At 73.9% G+C, this 17,211-nt stretch carries 18 protein-coding genes; 9 read left to right on the forward strand and 9 right to left on the reverse strand.

Going from position 1 to position 17,211, the window contains the following annotated elements; all coding sequences use genetic code 11:
* Window positions 1-117: 117 nt before the first annotated feature.
* From LFA75_RS09285 to LFA75_RS09300, 4 genes are all read left to right on the forward strand, one after another.
* The gene (locus LFA75_RS09285; RefSeq protein WP_225233357.1) at window positions 118-1,461 is read left to right on the forward strand and encodes a glucose-6-phosphate dehydrogenase; all 1,344 of its coding nucleotides are present in this window, start codon (window positions 118-120) and stop codon (window positions 1,459-1,461) included.
* Window positions 1,458-1,901 (forward strand): DUF2237 family protein, encoded by a 444-nt coding sequence (locus tag LFA75_RS09290; RefSeq protein ID WP_225233358.1) that lies wholly within the window; start codon window positions 1,458-1,460, stop codon window positions 1,899-1,901. The genes LFA75_RS09285 and LFA75_RS09290 overlap by 4 nt, the downstream gene beginning before the upstream one ends.
* A gap of 2 nt (window positions 1,902-1,903) precedes the next feature.
* Window positions 1,904-2,398, forward strand: a complete 495-nt coding sequence (locus LFA75_RS09295) for a glutathione peroxidase (RefSeq protein WP_225233359.1) — start codon at window positions 1,904-1,906, stop codon at window positions 2,396-2,398.
* Window positions 2,399-2,499: 101 nt separating this feature from the next.
* A complete protein-coding gene (locus tag LFA75_RS09300) occupies window positions 2,500-2,859 on the forward strand; it encodes a PRC-barrel domain-containing protein (protein WP_225233360.1) in 360 nt (119 codons plus the stop codon).
* 27 nt (window positions 2,860-2,886) lie between these two features.
* On the opposite strand, the gene LFA75_RS09305 is transcribed toward LFA75_RS09300, so the two are convergent.
* Window positions 2,887-5,274: an aldehyde dehydrogenase family protein gene (locus LFA75_RS09305; RefSeq protein ID WP_225233361.1), complete on the reverse strand. Its 2,388-nt coding sequence runs from the start codon at window positions 5,272-5,274 to the stop codon at window positions 2,887-2,889.
* Between the two features lie 126 nt (window positions 5,275-5,400).
* Here LFA75_RS09305 and speB (LFA75_RS09310) point away from each other — a divergent pair, with 126 nt between their 5' ends.
* A complete protein-coding gene (speB, locus tag LFA75_RS09310) occupies window positions 5,401-6,411 on the forward strand; it encodes an agmatinase (RefSeq protein ID WP_225233362.1) in 1,011 nt (336 codons plus the stop codon).
* Window positions 6,408-8,288, forward strand: coding sequence for a primary-amine oxidase (locus LFA75_RS09315; protein WP_225233363.1), 1,881 nt, complete (start codon window positions 6,408-6,410; stop codon window positions 8,286-8,288). Before speB (LFA75_RS09310) ends, LFA75_RS09315 begins: the two co-directional genes overlap by 4 nt.
* Window positions 8,289-8,290: 2 nt before the next feature.
* Here the strand turns inward: LFA75_RS09315 and LFA75_RS09320 are convergent, their stop codons facing one another.
* The 4 genes from LFA75_RS09320 to LFA75_RS09335 all read right to left on the reverse strand — a co-directional run bounded on the left by LFA75_RS09320 (window position 8,291) and on the right by LFA75_RS09335 (window position 10,953).
* Window positions 8,291-8,713 carry a hypothetical protein gene (locus LFA75_RS09320; RefSeq protein WP_225233364.1) on the reverse strand — a complete coding sequence of 141 codons (423 nt, stop codon included), beginning with the start codon at window positions 8,711-8,713 and terminating at the stop codon, window positions 8,291-8,293.
* Window positions 8,714-8,757: 44 nt separating this feature from the next.
* Window positions 8,758-9,639, reverse strand: coding sequence for a PP2C family protein-serine/threonine phosphatase (locus LFA75_RS09325; protein WP_225233365.1), 882 nt, complete (start codon window positions 9,637-9,639; stop codon window positions 8,758-8,760).
* Between the two features lie 94 nt (window positions 9,640-9,733).
* Window positions 9,734-10,294 (reverse strand): helix-turn-helix domain-containing protein, encoded by a 561-nt coding sequence (locus LFA75_RS09330; RefSeq protein ID WP_225233366.1) that lies wholly within the window; start codon window positions 10,292-10,294, stop codon window positions 9,734-9,736.
* Window positions 10,291-10,953: a cyclase family protein gene (locus LFA75_RS09335; protein WP_225233367.1), complete on the reverse strand. Its 663-nt coding sequence runs from the start codon at window positions 10,951-10,953 to the stop codon at window positions 10,291-10,293. The genes LFA75_RS09330 and LFA75_RS09335 overlap by 4 nt, the downstream gene beginning before the upstream one ends.
* 103 nt (window positions 10,954-11,056) lie before the next feature.
* Between LFA75_RS09335 and LFA75_RS09340 the strand changes: the two genes are divergently transcribed.
* Genes LFA75_RS09340 through speB (LFA75_RS09350) form a run of 3 tightly spaced genes read left to right on the forward strand, consistent with a single transcriptional unit; the run spans window position 11,057 to window position 13,898 of the window.
* Window positions 11,057-12,583 (forward strand): purine-cytosine permease family protein, encoded by a 1,527-nt coding sequence (locus tag LFA75_RS09340; RefSeq protein ID WP_225233368.1) that lies wholly within the window; start codon window positions 11,057-11,059, stop codon window positions 12,581-12,583.
* Window positions 12,580-12,960 (forward strand): YybH family protein, encoded by a 381-nt coding sequence (locus tag LFA75_RS09345; protein ID WP_225233369.1) that lies wholly within the window; start codon window positions 12,580-12,582, stop codon window positions 12,958-12,960. The genes LFA75_RS09340 and LFA75_RS09345 overlap by 4 nt, the downstream gene beginning before the upstream one ends.
* Window positions 12,957-13,898: an agmatinase gene (speB, locus tag LFA75_RS09350; protein ID WP_225233370.1), complete on the forward strand. Its 942-nt coding sequence runs from the start codon at window positions 12,957-12,959 to the stop codon at window positions 13,896-13,898. Before LFA75_RS09345 ends, speB (LFA75_RS09350) begins: the two co-directional genes overlap by 4 nt.
* On the opposite strand, the gene LFA75_RS09355 is transcribed toward speB (LFA75_RS09350), so the two are convergent.
* From LFA75_RS09355 to LFA75_RS09370, 4 genes are all read right to left on the reverse strand, one after another.
* Complete coding sequence (locus tag LFA75_RS09355) at window positions 13,895-14,617, reverse strand: VIT1/CCC1 transporter family protein (RefSeq protein WP_225233371.1); 723 nt, start codon at window positions 14,615-14,617, stop codon at window positions 13,895-13,897. The genes speB (LFA75_RS09350) and LFA75_RS09355 overlap by 4 nt on opposite strands.
* Before the next feature lie 61 nt (window positions 14,618-14,678).
* Window positions 14,679-15,143 carry a DUF2231 domain-containing protein gene (locus LFA75_RS09360; RefSeq protein WP_225233372.1) on the reverse strand — a complete coding sequence of 155 codons (465 nt, stop codon included), beginning with the start codon at window positions 15,141-15,143 and terminating at the stop codon, window positions 14,679-14,681.
* Window positions 15,144-15,210: 67 nt separating this feature from the next.
* On the reverse strand, window positions 15,211-15,678 hold the full coding sequence (locus LFA75_RS09365; protein ID WP_225233373.1) for an Lrp/AsnC family transcriptional regulator: 468 nt from the start codon (window positions 15,676-15,678) through the stop codon (window positions 15,211-15,213).
* Window positions 15,679-15,784: 106 nt separating this feature from the next.
* Window positions 15,785-17,188 carry a threonine/serine exporter family protein gene (locus LFA75_RS09370; protein ID WP_225233374.1) on the reverse strand — a complete coding sequence of 468 codons (1,404 nt, stop codon included), beginning with the start codon at window positions 17,186-17,188 and terminating at the stop codon, window positions 15,785-15,787.
* Window positions 17,189-17,211 lie beyond the last annotated feature (23 nt).

The following is a 17,211-nucleotide window of genomic DNA, read 5'->3' on the forward strand; positions in this document are numbered from 1 at the left end:
GGCACTGGGGCCGGGACGACGAGCCGACACCTTGGAGACACCTGTGCCGACCCGCCCGCCGACCCGAGACCGTGGCCGGCAGCCCCGCACCATCCCGCAGACCGAAGCAGGCCGACCGTGAAGCGCTCGTTCGTCGTCCTCGGTGGTTCCGGTGACCTCACCGGTCGGTTGCTGCTGCCCAGCCTGGCCGAGCTCTACCAGCGCGGCGTGCTCGACGAGGCCGTCGAGGTGCTCGCGGTCAGCCAGCAGGACTGGGACGACGAGGCCTACCGGGACTGGGCGCGGGAGCGGCTGACCGCGCACGCCCCCGACCTGGGTGCCGACGAGCGCGAGCGGGTGGTCGCCCAGCTCGGCCACGAGCACGGCGACGTCACCAGCCCCGACGACCTGCGCCGGGCGCTGGCCCGGGTGGACGGCGTCCCGGTGGTCTACCTGGCGCTGCCCAACACCGTCTTCCTGCCCACGCTCACCGCGCTGCGCGAGGTCGGGCTGCCCGAGGGCGCCCGGGTCGTGGTGGAGAAGCCGTTCGGCACCGGCATCGAGGACGCCCGGCAGCTCAACGAGGTGCTGCACGGCCTGGTCCCGGAGTCCGGCGTGTTCCGGATCGACCACTTCCTGGCCAAGCAGACCGTGCTCAACGTGCTGGGCCTGCGGTTCGCCAACCGGGTCTTCGAGCCCGTCTGGAACGCCCAGCACGTGGACTCCGTGGACATCGTGTTCGACGAGGACCTCGGGCTGGAGGGCCGGGCCGGCTACTACGACAAGGCCGGCGCCCTGCGCGACATGCTGCAGAACCACCTGCTGCAGCTGCTCGCCGTCGTCGCCATGGAGCCGCCGCAGTCGCTGGACGCCGCGACCCTGCAGGCCCGCAAGTCCGACGTGCTGCGCGCGGTGCAGGCCGACGTCGCGACCAGCGTCCGCGGCCGGTACACCGCCGGCACCATCGTGGGCCGCGAGCTGCCCGACTACGTCTCCGAGGACGGCGTCGACCCCGCCCGCGGCACCGAGACCTACGCCGAGTTCACCGTCACCGTCGACAACTGGCGGTGGAGCGGCGTCCCGTTCCGGCTGCGCACCGGCAAGGCGCTGGGCACCCGGCGCAAGGAGATCGTCGTCCGGTTCAAGCCGGTGCCGCACCTGGCCTTCGCCGACGAGCAGCCCGAGCCCGACGTGCTGCGGCTGCAGCTGTCCCCCGACGGCATCGCGCTGGAGATCAACCTCAACGGCGCCGGGGACCCGTTCGACCTGGAGCGCGAGGTGCTGCAGACGACCTCGCCGCCGCAGGACCTGCCGGCCTACGGCCTGCTGCTGAAGGAGATGCTGTCGGGCGACCCGACGCTGTCGATCTCGGACGTCGAGGCCGAGCAGGGCTGGCGGATCGTGCAGCCGGTGCTGGACGCCTGGGCCGCCGACGACATCCCGCTGGTCGACTACCCGGCCGGTTCGGACGGCCCGGCGTGAGCACCGCGGGACCGTTCGTCCCCGGCGAGCGCAACGTGCTGGGCGGGCCGCTGGAGCAGTGCGGCACCGACCCGGTGACCGGCTTCTACCGGGACGGGTACTGCTGCACCGGCCCCGAGGACATCGGCAGCCACACCGTCTGCACGGTGGTGTCGGCGGAGTTCCTGGCGATGCAGGCCGCCCTGGGCAACGACCTGGGCACCCCCCGCCCGGAGTACGGCTTCCCCGGGCTCACCCCCGGTGACCGGTGGTGCGTGGTGGCCGCCCGGTGGCGGCAGGCCGCGGAGGCCGGGTCGCCGGCAGGCGTGGTGCTGGCCGCGACCAACGCCCGCGCCCTGGAGGTCGTGCCGCTGGAGCTGCTGCGCGCGCACGCCGTCGACGTCCCCGACGACCTGTCGGGCTGGCCGGAACAGCCGCCGAGCCTCCCCGGTTCGGCCTGATCATGAGCGATCTCCTCTCCTCCCCCGTCCGCACGCTGCAGGGCGACCCGACGACGCTCGGCGAGCTCACCGGCGGACGACCCGCACTGGTGGTGAACGTGGCCAGCAAGTGCGGGCTGACGCCGCAGTACACCCAGCTCGAGGCGCTGCAGCAGGAGTACGCCGACCGCGGGTTCACCGTCGTCGGCGTGCCCTGCAACCAGTTCGCCGGGCAGGAGCCGGGGACGGCGGCCGAGATCGAGGAGTTCTGCTCGGCCACCTACGGCGTCACGTTCCCCATGACCGACAAGCTTTACGTCAACGGCCCGGACGCCGACCCGCTGTCCCGGGCACTCACCGCCGTGCCGGACGCCACCGGCGAGGCCGGGCCGGTCGCGTGGAACTTCGAGAAGTTCCTGCTGTCGGCGTCCGGCGAGGTCGTCGGCCGGTTCCGGCCGCAGACCCAGCCGGACTCCCCCGAGGTGCGGACGGCGATCGAGGCGCAGCTGACGGTGTAAGTCTTTCCCCACCAGGACGGTTGCGCACCACCGGTCCGGGGCACCCACGGTGCGACGTGCTCCGTGACCGCGGAGCTGCACCCCACCGTGGAGGACATCGCATGATCCCGGCAGGCAACATCCGCGACTGGCGCGGCGAGAACGTCGTCGACCCCGAGGGCCACAAGATCGGCACCCTGGAGTCCATCTACGTCGACGTGGTCACCGACCAGCCCTCCTTCGTCGGGGTCGAGGTCGGCGGCCTGATCGGCGGCAAGAGCCTGGTGTTCGTCCCGCTCAAGGACGCGACCGTCGGGCCGCGCGAGGTCCGGGTGGCCTACCCGCGCGACCTGGCCAAGGCCGCCCCGAGCATCGACACCGACGGCGAACTCACCGCCGAGGAGGAGCCCAAGGTGTTCGCGCACTACCAGCTGCCCTACTCCACCGGCGTCAACGGCGAACGGCAGCTCGCCCGCCGCTGACGCCTCCTGGAGGGGTGGGCCCTGGGCTCACCCCTCCAGCGCAGCGGGGTCCATCCACACGGCTTCCCAGACGTTGCCCGACGGGTCGGCGAAGCTGGTGCCGTACATGAAGCCGTGGTCCTGCGGGTCGCTGAACGGGCGTCCTCCGTGCGCCAGGGCCTTGGCCAGCAGGTCGTCGCACTCCTCGCGGCTGGCCGCGGACAACGCGTTCATCACCGACACGTGCTGGGCGGGGTCGCCCGCGCTGGCCCCGGCCGGCAGGAACCCGGCGAACTTCTCCCGGGTCATCACCATCGCGGTGATGTTCTCCTCGATGACGAAGGACGCCGTCTCGTCGTCGGAGAACTGCAGGTTCTGCTGGAATCCCAGGCCCGCGTAGAACGCCTTGGCCGCCGCCACGTCGGCGACGGGCAGGTTCACGAAGATCATGCGCACGGTGTGCTCCCTCGGTCGGTTCGGGCCGGTCCTCCTGGCCCCGTCACCACCAAGACGACCACGGCGCCGAGAACTCATCGCCGCGGCTTGCGCGTCCCGGAACCGCGCTGTCGCGCACCCGCCACGCCGCTGCGCGCCCACGCCGCCCATCCCGCGCCGACCCCGGCCTGGCAGCGCACCCGCCCGAACACTGCGCGCCCATGCCGCCCACTGCAGCCGCGATGCCGCCTGCCCGCGCACCCGCCGCGTCGGTGCGCGCCCACGCCGCCACCGCACCGTGGCTGCGCAACGGCCGGCAGCAGCGGGCCGAGAGAGGCACCAGCGACACGCCACCGCCACGCATCCCAGCCATCCGCGGGTAGCTGGGCGTGATTGCTGTGCATTCGAGCTGCGGAATGCACAGCAACCACGCCGAGCCTCCGCCTCGCGCCGCCTCCGGCAACAGCTGGATGCCGCCGCTGCGATCAACCCCGCTGGGGGCAGGCGGGACGTGGTCGCCACCCATGTCGACCTCCCGGTGTCGAGCTGGGCGTGGTCGGTGCGCATTCCACCCGCCGAATGCCCAGCAACCACGCCGAGCTCCCATCCGCCGGCGGGGAGCGGGTCAGGTGAGGGGGTCGGACGTCGTCCCGTCGGTCGTGGTGCCGTCGGTGGTGGTGCCGTCCTGGTCGGGCGGGGTGCCCACCCGGCCGCCGTCGGGCGGGGTGCCCATCGGCCCACCGCCCCCGGGGAACTGCTGGTCGGTGGTCGTGGACGCCGTCTCCGGCGCCGTGGCACGACCGACGGCGAACCCGCCCCCGCCGACGGCGACCAGCCCGACGACCGCCGCCGCGACCAGCGCAACCCGCGCCCGGCCCGTCCGCCGCGCAGGCCGCTCACCCGCCTCGCCGGCGGTGTCGGCGGGGTAGTCGGGGACGGGCACGGCGGCCGGGGGCGCCGAGGGGGGCTGGGCGGGGCGGGGGNGTCCCGCTTGCCGCCGGCGACCAGCGTGGCGCCGTGCGCGACCGCCCGCTGCACCTGGGCATCGAGGGTCTCGGCAGCGCGCAGCGAGGACAGCGGGCCCAGCTCGGTCTCGGCCTTCGTCGGGTCGGCCGGCACGATCGCGGTCATCTTGGCGGTGACGCCGGCCAGGAAGTCCTCGTACAGGTCGGCGTGCACCACGAACCGCTTGGCCGCGTTGCAGGACTGCCCGCTGTTGTCCATCCGCGCCTCGACGGCGGAGGAGACCGCGCCGTCCAGGTCGTCGGTGGACAGCAGGATGAACGGGTCGGACCCGCCCAGCTCCAACGCGACCTTCTTCAGGTGCCGGCCGGCCACCTCGGCGACGGCGGTGCCGGCGCGCTCCGAACCGGTGAGCGACACCCCGGCCACCCGCGGGTCACCGATGATCGTCGCGGCCTGGTCGTTGCTGGCGTAGACGTTGACGTAGGCGCCCTCGGGGAACCCGGCGTCGAGGAAGATCGTCTCGATCGCCGCGGCGGACTCCGGGCACTGCGGGGCGTGCTTGAGGATGATCGTGTTGCCGATCGCCAGGTTCGGTCCGGCGAACCGGGCGACCTGGTAGTACGGGAAGTTCCACGGCATGATCCCCAGCAGCGGCCCCAGCGAGGCCCGGCGGATGACCGCGGTGCCCTCGGAGCCCGCGACCAGGTCGATCGGCTGGTCGGCGGTGATCCGCTCGGCGTTGTCCGCGTAGTACTCGTAGATGTCCGCGGCGAAGTCCACCTCGCCCTCGGCGGCGGTGATCGTCTTGCCCATCTCCCGCACGATCAGGGCGGCCAGCTCATCGCGCCGCTCCCGGTGCAGCTCGGCGACCCGGCGGACCAGCGCCCCCCGCTCGGCGGCCGTCGAGCTGCGCGACCAGCCGCGGTGCGCCGACGTCGCGGCCGTGATCGCCCGCTCCACCTGCTCGTCGGTGGCGGTCGGGTAGCTGGCGACGGTCTCCCCCGTGGCGGGGTCGACGACGGCGTACTCGCTCATGGAGGGCTCCGATCAGAGGTTCGGGTCGACGGTATGGCAACACACCTCGACGCGGGTGGCAACAACGGATAGCGTCGCCGGGACGCCGCAGATCGACGGTTTCCGTCGCCGACCCAGGAGGACGTCGTGGCCCGCTACGGCCCGCAGTTCGGTCCGGACATCACCTTCCTGGGCGTGGACCGGTGCGACCACACCGACCCGGCGTCGATGGCCGGCGCCGACGTCGTCGTCCTCGGGGCGCCCTTCGACGGCGGGACGAGCCACCGGCCGGGCACCCGGTTCGGGCCGCAGGCGATCCGGATGACCGACTACCTGCCGCACGACGGCTCCCGGCCCAGCCTGGCGCTGCGCACCGACGGGCTGCGCGACCTGCGGGTGCTGGACGCCGGCGACGTGGAGATGTACTCCGGCGACATCGAGGTGGCGCTGCCCGCGCTGCGCGCCGCGGTCGCCGACGTCGTCCGGGCCGGGGCGATCCCGGTGGTGCTGGGCGGCGACCACTCCATCGCCTTCGCCGACGCCGGCGGGGTGGCCGACGTCCTCGGGCAGGGCCGGGTCTCGATGATCCACTTCGACGCGCACGCCGACACCGGGGACATCGAGTTCGGCTCGCTGTGGGGCCACGGCCAGCCGATGCGCCGGCTGATCGAGTCCGGCGCGCTGCGCGGGGACCGTTTCCTGCAGGTCGGGCTGCGCGGCTACTGGCCGCCGCCGGAGACGCTGGACTGGATGGCCCAGCAGCGCATGCGCTCCTACGAGATGACCGAGATCGGGCACCGCGGGCTCGCCGCCTGCCTGACCGAGGCGTTCACCATCGCCACCGACGACTGCGACGGGGTCTTCCTCTCCGTCGACATCGACGTCTGCGACCCCGGGCACGCACCGGGCACCGGCACCCCCGAGCCCGGCGGGCTGACCGCCCGCGAGCTGCTGGACGCCGTCCGCCGGATCTGCCTGGAGCTGCCGGTGGTCGGCATCGACGTCGTCGAGGTGTCCCCGCCCTACGACCACGCCGACATCACCGCCGCGCTGGCCAACCGGGTGGTGCTCGAGGCACTGAGCGCGATCGCCCGCCGCCGCACCGGCGTCCCGTTCGACCCCTCCCTCCCGCTGCTCGACCAGAGGAACCTCCCGTGACCGCACACCCGCTCGATCCGTTGACCGCCGACGAGTTCCGCGCCGCGGCCGCCGTCCTGCGCCGGGAGAAGGGCGTGGGCGAGGGCTGGCGGTTCGCCGGCATCGAGCTGCGCGAGCCGGCCAAGGACGTCGTCCGCAGCTGGCAGCCCGGCGACCCGAACCCGCGCGCGGCCCGGGTCACCTGCTTCGACCGGGCGGCGAACGCGGCCTACACCGCGGTCGTCTCGCTGACCGACGACGCCGTCCTGGAGTGGACGGCGGTCCCGGGCCAGCAGCCCAACATGACCGTCGACGAGTGGCACGAGGCGCACGTCGCGCTGATCGCCGACGAGCGGGTCATCGCCTCGCTGGCCGCCCGCGGCATCACCGACCTGGACCTGGTGCTGATCGACACCTGGGCCTACGGGCACTCGCTGATCCCGCAGCAGTTCGCCGACCGCCGGGTGGGCTGGACCGACGTGTGGGTCCGCGAGACCCCGAACGGCAACCCCTACGCGCACCCGGTCAACGGGCTGCACCACGTGGTGGACCTCAACACCATGGAGCTCCTCGACATCGAGGACACGTTCTCCGTCGCCGCCCCGACCGGTGCGATGGGTGAGTACATCCCCGCCCTGGTGCCCGGCCTGGTGCAGCGCGAGGACATCAAGACCTTCGAGGTCACCCAGCCCGAGGGCGTCTCGTTCGCCCTGGAGGGCAACGAGCTGACCTGGCTGGGCTGGTCGATGCGGATCGGCTTCAACCACCGCGAGGGCCTGGTGCTGCACCGGGTCGGCATCGACGGCCGCTCGGTCGCCCACCGGATGAGCTTCGCGGAGATGGTCGTGCCCTACCGCGACCCGGGCGAGGACCACTACCGGCGCACCGCCTTCGACATCGGCGAGTGGGGCCTGGGCTTCATGACGACGTCGCTCGAGCTGGGCTGCGACTGCCTGGGCGAGATCACCTACGTCGACGCCGTGCTGCACGACAGCCACGCCGAGCCCTACGCGATCAAGAACGCGATCTGCATCCACGAGGAGGACGACGGCGTCCTGTGGAAGCACGTCGACGAGAACGCCGGCGCCGAGGTGCGCCGGTCCCGCAGGCTGGTGGTCAGCTTCCACGCGACCGTGGCCAACTACGAGTACCTCGTGTACTGGCGCTTCTACCAGGACGGCCAGATCGAGTGCGAGGTCCGGGCGACCGGGATCATGGTGACCTCGACGTTCGAGGGCACCCCGCCGCCGCACGGCACCGTCGTCGACGACCACACCACCGCGCCGATCCACCAGCACTTCATCGTGGCGCGGCTGGACATGGAGGTGGACACCCCGGACAACACCGTCGTCCAGGTGCACACCGAGGCACCGCCGACCGGACCGGGCAACCCCTACGGCATGGCGCTGGTCTCCCGGTCGACGCCGGTCACCACCGAGGGCGGCTACGACCTGGACTGGGCCTCGCAGCGCGGCTACAAGGTCACCTCAGCGTCCCGGCGGAACGCCTGGGGCGCCCCGACCAGCTACAAGCTGGTGCCGACCGCGGCGATCCCGGCGCTGGCCGGGCCCGGGTCACCGCTGATGCAGCGGGCCGGGGTGGTCGCGCACCCGGTGTGGGTGACCCCGTTCGATGCCGCGGAGCGCTGGCCCTCCGGGGAGTTCTGCAACCAGAGCTCGCAGGACGCCGGGCTGCCCGAGTGGACGAAGGCCGGCCGCTCCACCGAGGCCACCGACGTCGTCCTGTGGCACGTGTTCGGGCTGCACCACGTGCCGCGGGTCGAGGACTGGCCGGTCATGCCGGTGGACATCGTGCGGTTCGAGCTCAAGCCCACCGGCTTCTTCGACCGCAACCCGACCCTGGACGTGCCGCCCTCGAAGGGCTCGCACTGCCACTGAGGTCACCCTCGGCTGGCCGCCGCCAGGTCGAGGGCGGCCAGCGCCAGCACGTCGGCGGCGGCGTGGTCGGCGGTGACCGGGTGCGTCCCGGTCACCACCGGCAGGTCCAGCACGGCGCGCAGGCGGGCCGCGGCGGCGGCGAGGGGCTCGTCGGTGACGACGGCGAACTCGGCCCGGCCGCAGCGGGCCAGCCACTCGCCCTCGACCAGGGCGCCGGACAGCGCGGCGGTGACGTCGAGCAGCAGGGCGGCGCCCAGCGGGACGAGCGCGGGGGACGGCAGCCCCACCAGCACGACGCCGGCGACGGCGGGCCCGCCCGCGGCGGGACGGCGCAGCGCCAGGACGTCGAGCAGCGCGGCCCGGCCGGGCAGCAGGGTGATGGCGTCGAGCTCCGGCGGGGCGGAGCGCTCCAGCAGCGTGGTCACGCCTCCGTCGTCGGCAGGTGCCGACCGGAGCTGTAGCGCCGGGGTCAGCCGGTGGGGGTGCCGGGTGAGGTGACCGGGCGGAAGGCGCCGGTCGACGGGCCGGGCCACAGCGCCTCGAGGACCTCGACGGTCTCGTCGCGGGCCGAGGACGCCGCCCCCACGGTGCGGTACCGGGTGGGCGGGATGCCGTCGACCATGTCGTCGAGGACGTCGGCGACCACGACGGTGACGTTGTCCGAGGCGGGGGCGGCCAGGGCGGCACCCAGCAGGGTGGCCGCGGCCTGGTCGGGGTTCTCCGCGACGGCCAGCAGCTCGGCCATCACCTGCGGCGGCAGCGCGCCGGACAGCCCGTCGGAGCAGACCAGCAGCCGGTCGCCGGGCTGCAGGTCGACCGAGAGCACCTCGAGGCCCTCGACGTCGTCGGTGCCGCCGTGCAGCGCCGCGTAGACCGCCGAGCGCTGCGGGTGCACCAGCGCCTCGGCCTCGGTGATCGAGCCGGCGTCGATGAGGGCCTGCACCAGGGTGTGGTCGCGGGTCAGCTGCACCAGCTCGGGCGCCCGCCAGCGGTAGGCCCGGGAGTCGCCGATGTGCACCAGCACGGCGGCGTCGCCGACCACGCCGATCGCCGACAGCGTGGTGGCCATCCCCTCCAGCCGGGGCCGGTGGCCCACGGCGGTGCGGATCCGCTCGTTGCAGGCGGAGACCAGGTCGGCCAGGCCGCCGTCGGGCAGGTCGGCCTCGAGCTCCCGGCCCATCGGGGCCAGCCAGCCGATGACCAGCGAGGAGGCCACGGCACCGCCCACGTTGCCGCCGACGCCGTCGGCGACGGCGACCAGCGAGGGCGACACCAGACCCGAGTCCTGGTTGTCCGGCCGGGGCCCGGTGTGCGAGCGCGCGGCAGCGTGCAACGACAGCGCCACACCCACCCCCGTTCCTCGCCTCGACCCGGTCCCGCGCAAGTAGACCAGCCGTGGGCCGCCGTCGCCCGCGCGATCGACGCGGCCCGACCCGCACGGGGGATCAGGGAGCCGGGCTCAGCGCCCAGAGCACCTCGGCCGGTTCGGCGTCCGAGCCGTTGCGCCAGGTGTGCGGCGTCCGACCGGGGAAGGTCAGCGCGTCCCCCGGCTGCAGCGCGATCACCTCGTCGGCCAGGACGACGTCCAGCGACCCGGCCACCACGTAGACGAACTCCACCGCCGACCGCAGCGTGTAGAGGTCCGCCCCGCCGGTGCCGCCGGGCTCGAGCCGGGAGTGGATGACCTGCAGCTCCCGCTGGGTGCCCGGGGTGAGCAGCGTCTCGTGCACCCGCTGCCCGCCGAACGCGATCGGCGGGCCGGGGCCGGCGCGCACCAGCTGGGTGGACGGCGGGTCGAACAGCTCGCCCATGCCCAGGCCGAGCACCCCGGCCACGGCGACCAGCGAGGCCACCGACGGCGACACCTCGTCGCGCTCGAGCCGGCTGATGAACCCCTTGGTCAGCTCGGTCGCGGAGGCGACCTGGTCCAGGGTCAGCCCGCGGGCCTGCCGGGCCGCCCGCAGCCGGGCGCCGATCCGGGCCTCGGGCGGGGTCGGTCGGGTCACGGCTGCACCTGCATCGCCACCGCGCGCACCGGGGCGCCGTCGGCGCCGGTCAGCCGCAGCGGCAGCAGGGAGACGAACGGGTCGGCGAAGTCGACGGCGGCGAGGTTGGTCAGGTTCTCGCAGATCACCCCGTCGACGGCGGCGACCAGGTGGTGCACCGGGTAGCCCTCGCCCGGGTCGTCGTCGGTGGGCGTGAGGTCGATGTTCGGGGCGTCCAGACCGATCGTGCGCACCCCGGCGGCCAGCAGCCGGCGGCAGGCGTCGGCGTCCAGGAACGGGTGGTCGAAGTAGGCCGGCGTGCCGTAGTGCGCCGACCAGCCGGTGTGCAGCAGCACGATGGAGCCCACGGAGATGCGGTCGTCGGCGACGTCGTCCCAGGTCAGCCGGCTGCGTGGCGCCCGGCCGCGGACGTCCACGACCACGGCCGACCCGGTCAGCCGGGTGAGGTCGAGCTCGTCGACGCGCAGGCCGTCGGGGGCGAAGTGGAACGGGGCGTCGACGTGCGTGCCGGTCTGCGAGCCCATGCGCACGGCCTGCACGTTGTAGCCGTCGGCGGCCACCGTGGTGTGCGGCTGCGAGGCGAACACCGGGTCCCCCGGGAACACCTGCGTGCCCGCGTCGACCGGGACGGACAGGTCGACCAGCCGTGTGACGCGCACGTGTCCTCGTTTCGTCCCGGTGAACTTTCGTTGCCTTGCGGGCAACAGTGGCCTTACGGTACCGGCCGGTGGCCCCCGTCACCCCCGACCGAGGAGAGCCGCGATGGCCCCCAGCGCAGACCCGACCCGGCGCCCCCGCGCGCTGGAGGTCGAGCAGCACGGCATCGACACCATCCCCGACGCCGAACGCACGTCGCGGCCGCTGGACCTGCTGCGCATCCAGTTCGGCGGTGCCAACACCTTCGCGACCATCATCCTGGGCACCTTCCCGATCCTGCTCGGGCTCTCGCTGGGCCAGGCGGTGCTCGCCACGGTGGTCGGCGTCGTCCTCGGCGGGCTGGTGCTCTCCCCGATGGGCCTGTTCGGCCCCAAGACCGGGACGAACAACGCGGTGTCGTCCTCGGCGCACTTCGGCGTCCGCGGCCGGATCCTGGGGTCGTTCCTGTCCCTGCTGACCGCGATCGCGTTCTACTCGATCTCGGTCTGGGTCTCCGGCGACGCCCTGGTCGCCGCGGGCAACCGGCTCTTCGGCCTGCCCGACGGCGACCTGACCCGCGCGCTGGTCTACGCCGTGCTGGGCGCGCTGGTGATCGTCGTCGTGGTCTACGGCTACCAGTTCATGCTGCTGGTCAACAAGGTCGTGGTGGTCGGCAACACGGTGCTGATCCTGCTGGGGATCGTGGCCTACGCGAACGTCTTCGACCTGTCCTACGACCCGGGCCCGGACGCCTACGCGCTGGGCTCCTTCGCCCCGACGTTCGTGCTGTCGGTGCTGATCGTGATGGGCAACCCGGTCTCCTTCGGCGCCTTCCTCGGCGACTGGTCGCGCTACATCCCGGCCGACACCTCCCGCCGGTCGCTGCTGTCGGCGACGGTGGTGGCCCAGCTGGCCACGCTGGTCCCGTTCCTGTTCGGCGTGGGGACGGCGACGCTGGTGGCCGGTGAGGTCGACTACGTCTTCGCGCTGGTCCAGGCCTCGCCGCTCTGGTACGCCCTGCTGCTGATGGTGGTCGCCGTCCTCGGCGGGCTGTCCACCGGCGTCACCTCGCTGTACGGCACCGGGCTGGACTTCTCCTCGGTGCTGCCGCGGCTGTCCCGGGTGCGCGCCTCGCTGGTCATCGGGGCGCTGAGCTTCGTGTTCATCGTGGTCGGCCGACTGGCCTTCGACCTGGTCGGCAGCGTGAACGCCTTCATCGGCGCGATCGTCATCTGCACCACGCCGTGGATGGTGATCATGACGCTGGGCTACGTCGTCCGGCGCGGCTACTACGACCCGGCCGCCGTCCAGGTGTTCAACCAGGGCCGCGAGGGCGGCGTCTACTGGTTCTCCGGCGGGGTGAACTGGCGCGGGATGGTGGCCTGGATCCCCTCGGCGGTGATCGGGCTGCTGTTCGCCAACTACCCGCCGCTGATCGTCGGGCCGTTCACCAATGCGTTCGGCGGGGTCGACGTCAGCCTGCCGGGGGCGCTGCTGCTGGCCGCCGTCCTCTACCTGGGGTCGTTGTTCCTCTTCCCGGGGCCGCGCTACGTCTTCGGGCCGCAGGGCCCGCGCTGGGTGCCCCGCGCGGCGGGCGAGGCACCGCCGATCACCGACCCGGTCCGCCGGCCCGGTGCGGACCTGCCGGCATGACCCCGCTCGAGGCGCTGGACGCGCTGGTCGCGGCGTTCGCCTCCTCCGACGAGGACGCCTACTTCGCCTGCCTGCACCCCGAGGCCACCTTCGTGCTGCCCGGCAGCCCCCGGTTCGGCTCCCGCGAGGAGTACCGGGACGCCTGGCGCACCTGGGTCGCCGAGGACGGCTTCCGGGTGCTGGCCTGCACCTCGACCGACCAGCAGCTGCAGTGGGTCGGGGAGACTGCGCTGGTCACCCACCACGTGACGACGACGGTGGCCACCCACGAGGGCGAGGCCACCACGCAGGAGCGGGAGACCGTCGTCCTCGCCCGGGACGGCGCGGGCTGGCTCGTCGTCCACGAACACCTCTCACCGTCTGGAGACACCCCGTGAGCACCCCGATCGGCCCCGTCGACGCCACGAAGGTCCCCCGCTACGGCGGGCCGGCCACCTTCGCCCGGCTGCCCCGGCTCGACGAGGTCTCCCGGGCCGACGTCGCGGTCGTCGGCATCCCGTTCGACTCCGGCGTCAGCTACCGCCCGGGCGCCCGCTTCGGCCCGGGCCACGTGCGGGCCGGGTCCAAGCTGCTGCGCCCGTACAACCCGGCGCTGGACGCGATGCCGTTCGGCACCCAGCAGGTGGCCGACGCCGGCGACCTCGGGGTGAACCCGTTCGACATCGAGGAGGCCATCGGCACCATCGACGCCGGGATCAGCGCGCTGCGGGCCGACGGCGCCCAGGTGCTGACCCTGGGCGGGGACCACACGGTGGCGCTGCCGATCCTGCGCTCGGTGGCCCGCGACCACGGACCGGTCGCCGTCCTGCACTTCGACGCGCACCTGGACACCTGGGACACCTACTTCGGCGCCCCGTACACGCACGGCACCCCGTTCCGCCGGGCCAGCGAGGAGGGGCTGATCGACCTGGAGCGGTCGATGCACGTGGGCATCCGCGGCCCGCTGTACTCCAAGCAGGACCTGGAGGACGACGCCGTGCTCGGCTTCCAGGTGGTGCGCAGCGACGACTACGAGGTCGACGGCGTGGCCAGCGTCGTGGAGCGGATGCGCCGCCGGCTCGGCGACGGCCCGGTCTACGTGTCGGTGGACATCGACGTGCTGGACCCGGCGCACGCCCCGGGCACCGGCACCCCCGAGGCCGGCGGGCTGACCAGCCGCGAGCTGCTCAACACCCTGCGCGGCCTGGTCGGCCTGGACGTCGTCGGCGCCGACGTGGTCGAGGTGTCCCCCGCCTACGACCACGCCGAGCTGACCGCGATCGCGGCAAGCCACGTCGCCTACGAGCTGCTCAGCGTCCTGGCCCTCAACCGCTAGACGCCGAGGCCGCCGACCAGGGCGCCGATCGCGAAGGTCACCGCCATCGCGATCGCGCCGCCGGCGACCAGCCGGACGACGGCCCGGGCCACCGGCGACCCGCCCAGCCGCGCGCCGACCGCACCGGTCAGCGCCAGGGCCAGCAGCACCACGAGGAAGGTCACCGGCACCCGGGCGCCGGGCGGGGGCAGCAGGATCGCGGCCAGCGGCAGCAGCGACCCGACGGTGAAGGCCACCGCGGAGGCACCCGCGGCGTGCCAGGGGTTGGTGAGCTCGTCGGGGTCGATGCCCAGCTCGGCCTCGACGTGCGCGGCGAACGCATCCTTGGCGGTCAGCTCCTCGGCGACCGTGCGGGCGGTCTGCGGCGACAGGCCCTTGGACTCGTAGATCGCGGCCAGCTCGGCGAGCTCCTGCTCGGGCATCTCGACCAGCTCGCGGCGCTCCTTGTCCAGCAGCGCCTGCTCGCTGTCGCGCTGGCTGCTCACCGACACGTACTCGCCCAGCGCCATCGAGACCGCCCCGGCGACCAGGCCCGCGACACCGGCGGTGAGGACCGGGGCGTGCGCCGTCGTCGCCCCGGCCACGCCGACCACCAGGCCGGCGGTGGACACGATGCCGTCGTTCGCGCCGAGGACGCCGGCGCGCAGCCAGTTGAGCCGGGTGCCGAGGGCGCCGGCGTGCGGCTCCCCGGTGTGGGTGACGGGCAGATCGGTGCTCACGGCGCGACGGTAGGGCTCCCCGGCACCGCGTGCCAGCAAGGTCAGGCTCGGCTGCGTGCCCTCAGTCACCGTCCGCCGAGGCGGTGTCGGACCAGGTGGCCTCGGCGCCGGAGTGCCCGATGCGGACCACCTGCTGGGTCACCCCGACCACGGCGACCACGGCGAGCACCGCGGCCAGGACGCCGACCAGCCGCGGCCCGGCCGGACGACGGCCCAGCACGTAGACGGCGACCGCCATGACGAAGAGCCCGACCATCCACGGCAGCAGCCCGTCGGCGAGGCGGGAGTGCGCCTCGATCAGCTCGCTGCGGCCCAGCGCGTGCTCCAGGTTCTCCCCGCTCTCCGTCGACAGCGGCACCAGCACCACCCCGACCAGGGCGACCAACGGCGTGACGATGCCCAGCCGGCGGCGGGCGGCCGGCCAGAGCGCGTGCAGCAGCACGAGGAGGGCGCCCAGCGGGACCAGCACCACCGTGGCGTGCACGATCAACGGGTGCGCGGGCAGGCCGAACAGGGTCTCGGGCACAGGGTCCTCCGTGAGGGGTGGTGACTGGCGCCCATCAACCCATGCGCACGTGTGCGCAGCCTGTGGCTCAGACCGCCGGTCCGGGGTCGGCGCGGCGGGTGCCCCAGGCGTAGGTCTGCTTGCGCAGCCCCAGGTAGAGGAAGGTCTCGGTCGAGGTGACGCCCTCGACCGCGCGGATCCGGCTGACGGTGTCCAGCAGCTGGGTGTCGTCGGTGCAGACCACCTCGACCAGCAGGTCCAGCGAGCCCGCGGAGATGACCACGTAGTCGACCTCGTCGAACCCGGCGACCACATCGGCGACCAGGCGCGAGTCGCCCTCGGTGCGGATGCCCACCATCGCCTGCCGCGGGAAGCCGACCTGCCGCGGGTCGGTCACCGCGACGATCTGCATGACGCCGGAGTCCTGCAGGCGCTGCACCCGCTGCCGGACGGCGGCCTCGCTGAGCCCGACCGCCTCGGCGATCCGGGCGTAGGGACGACGTCCGTCCTGCTGCAGCTGCTCGATGATCGCGCGCGAGGTGTCGTCCAACGCCATCGGCGGACGCTCCGACATCACGGCCTCCCCCACGGATCCCGTCGTGCACGGGTCTTCCGACGACGGGAACAGTAGCGACCCGACCCTCGACCGCGCATGCCTCTGCTCAGTCGCGCCGGATCGCCCGGCCGCGCACCCGCCGCTCGAACCGGTCGATCCGGCCGCCCAGCGGCCGGCCCAGGTAGCGGCCCAGCACGACGCCCGCGGCCAGTGCCAGCCCCACTGCGGCCGCGCCCACCAGGCGGGCGGTGCCGCCGGGCACGTCGCCGTCGACCACCACGGCGAACAGGCCGCGGTAGATGGCCAGACCCGGCAGCAGCGGCACGATGCCGCACACCGCGACCAGCAGCGCGGGGACCCCGAGCCGGTCACCCAGGGCCTCGCCGGAGAAGCCCACCACGACCGCGGCGGCAGCAGCGGCCACCGCGGGGCCGGCGCCCACCAGGCCGGCGGCGCTGGAGGTCGCCCACGCCGCCGCGCCGGCCAGCACCGCGACCGCCATGGCCCGCGGCCGGGCGAAGGAGGCCAGCGCCCACGACCCGCCCATCGCGGCCGCGGCGGTCAGCGACACGACGAAGGGGACGGCGACCGTGGCCGGGTCGATCACCCGCAGCGGCACCTCGAACCGCTGGGCGACGTCCAGCACCGCGGCGATGCCGACGACGATGCCGGTGGTCAGCGTGACCACCTCGAAGGCCCGGGCCGCGGCCGTCACCGGGAAGCCGCTGATCGCGTCCTCCGCGGCGCCCACCAGCGACAACCCGGCCAGCAGCACCACGATGCCGGCGGCGACCACCAGCGACGCCCGGACGTCGATCCCGGCCACCACCAGCAGCACCGCCGTGCCGGTGGCGATGGCGGCGCCGGCGGCCTGCTGGAAGAACACGGGCAGACCCCGTCGGTTGAGCGCCCGGATGGTGCGCTCGACGGCCGCGGTGGTGACCGCCGCGACGAGGGCGACCAGCCAGTCGCCGCCGAGCAGGAAGGCCACGCACGCGGCCACGCCGGACCAGCCCAGCGCGTGGATCTGCCGGCGGTAGGGGTTCGGGGCGGCCAGCACGTCGTCCAGCCGGCGGTGGGCCTCCTCCAGCGGCAGGCCCCCGGTGGTGACCTGGGCGGCGAGCTCGGCGATGCCCCGCAGCCGGGTGTAGTCCACGCCCCGGGGCCGGACGATCCGCATCAGCACCAGCGGCGGGACGTCGTCGGGGTCGTAGCCGATGGTCAGCGAGGTGAAGGTCATGTCCACCTGGCAGTCGGTGAGCCCGTAGGCCGCCGCCACGCGCAGGACGCCGGCGGTCACGTCGGCCGCCGAGGCGCCCACGGCCATCATCGACTCGCCGATCCGCAGGGCCAGCGACAGCGCCGACCGCGCGGTCTCGACGTCCACCCCGCTGGGCCGGGCGCGCAGGGCCAGCGGCTCGGTGGGCGGCCCGGTGCCGGACACCGCCCGGCGGGCCGCATCCGGCAGGCGTCCCCAGCGAGGCCGGGGGACGGCGGGCCGATCGGTCACCCTCCGGAGGCTACGGACACCTG

This window comes from Klenkia terrae, from assembly GCF_900491935.1.
Taxonomy (GTDB): Bacteria; Actinomycetota; Actinomycetes; order Mycobacteriales; family Geodermatophilaceae; genus Klenkia; species Klenkia terrae.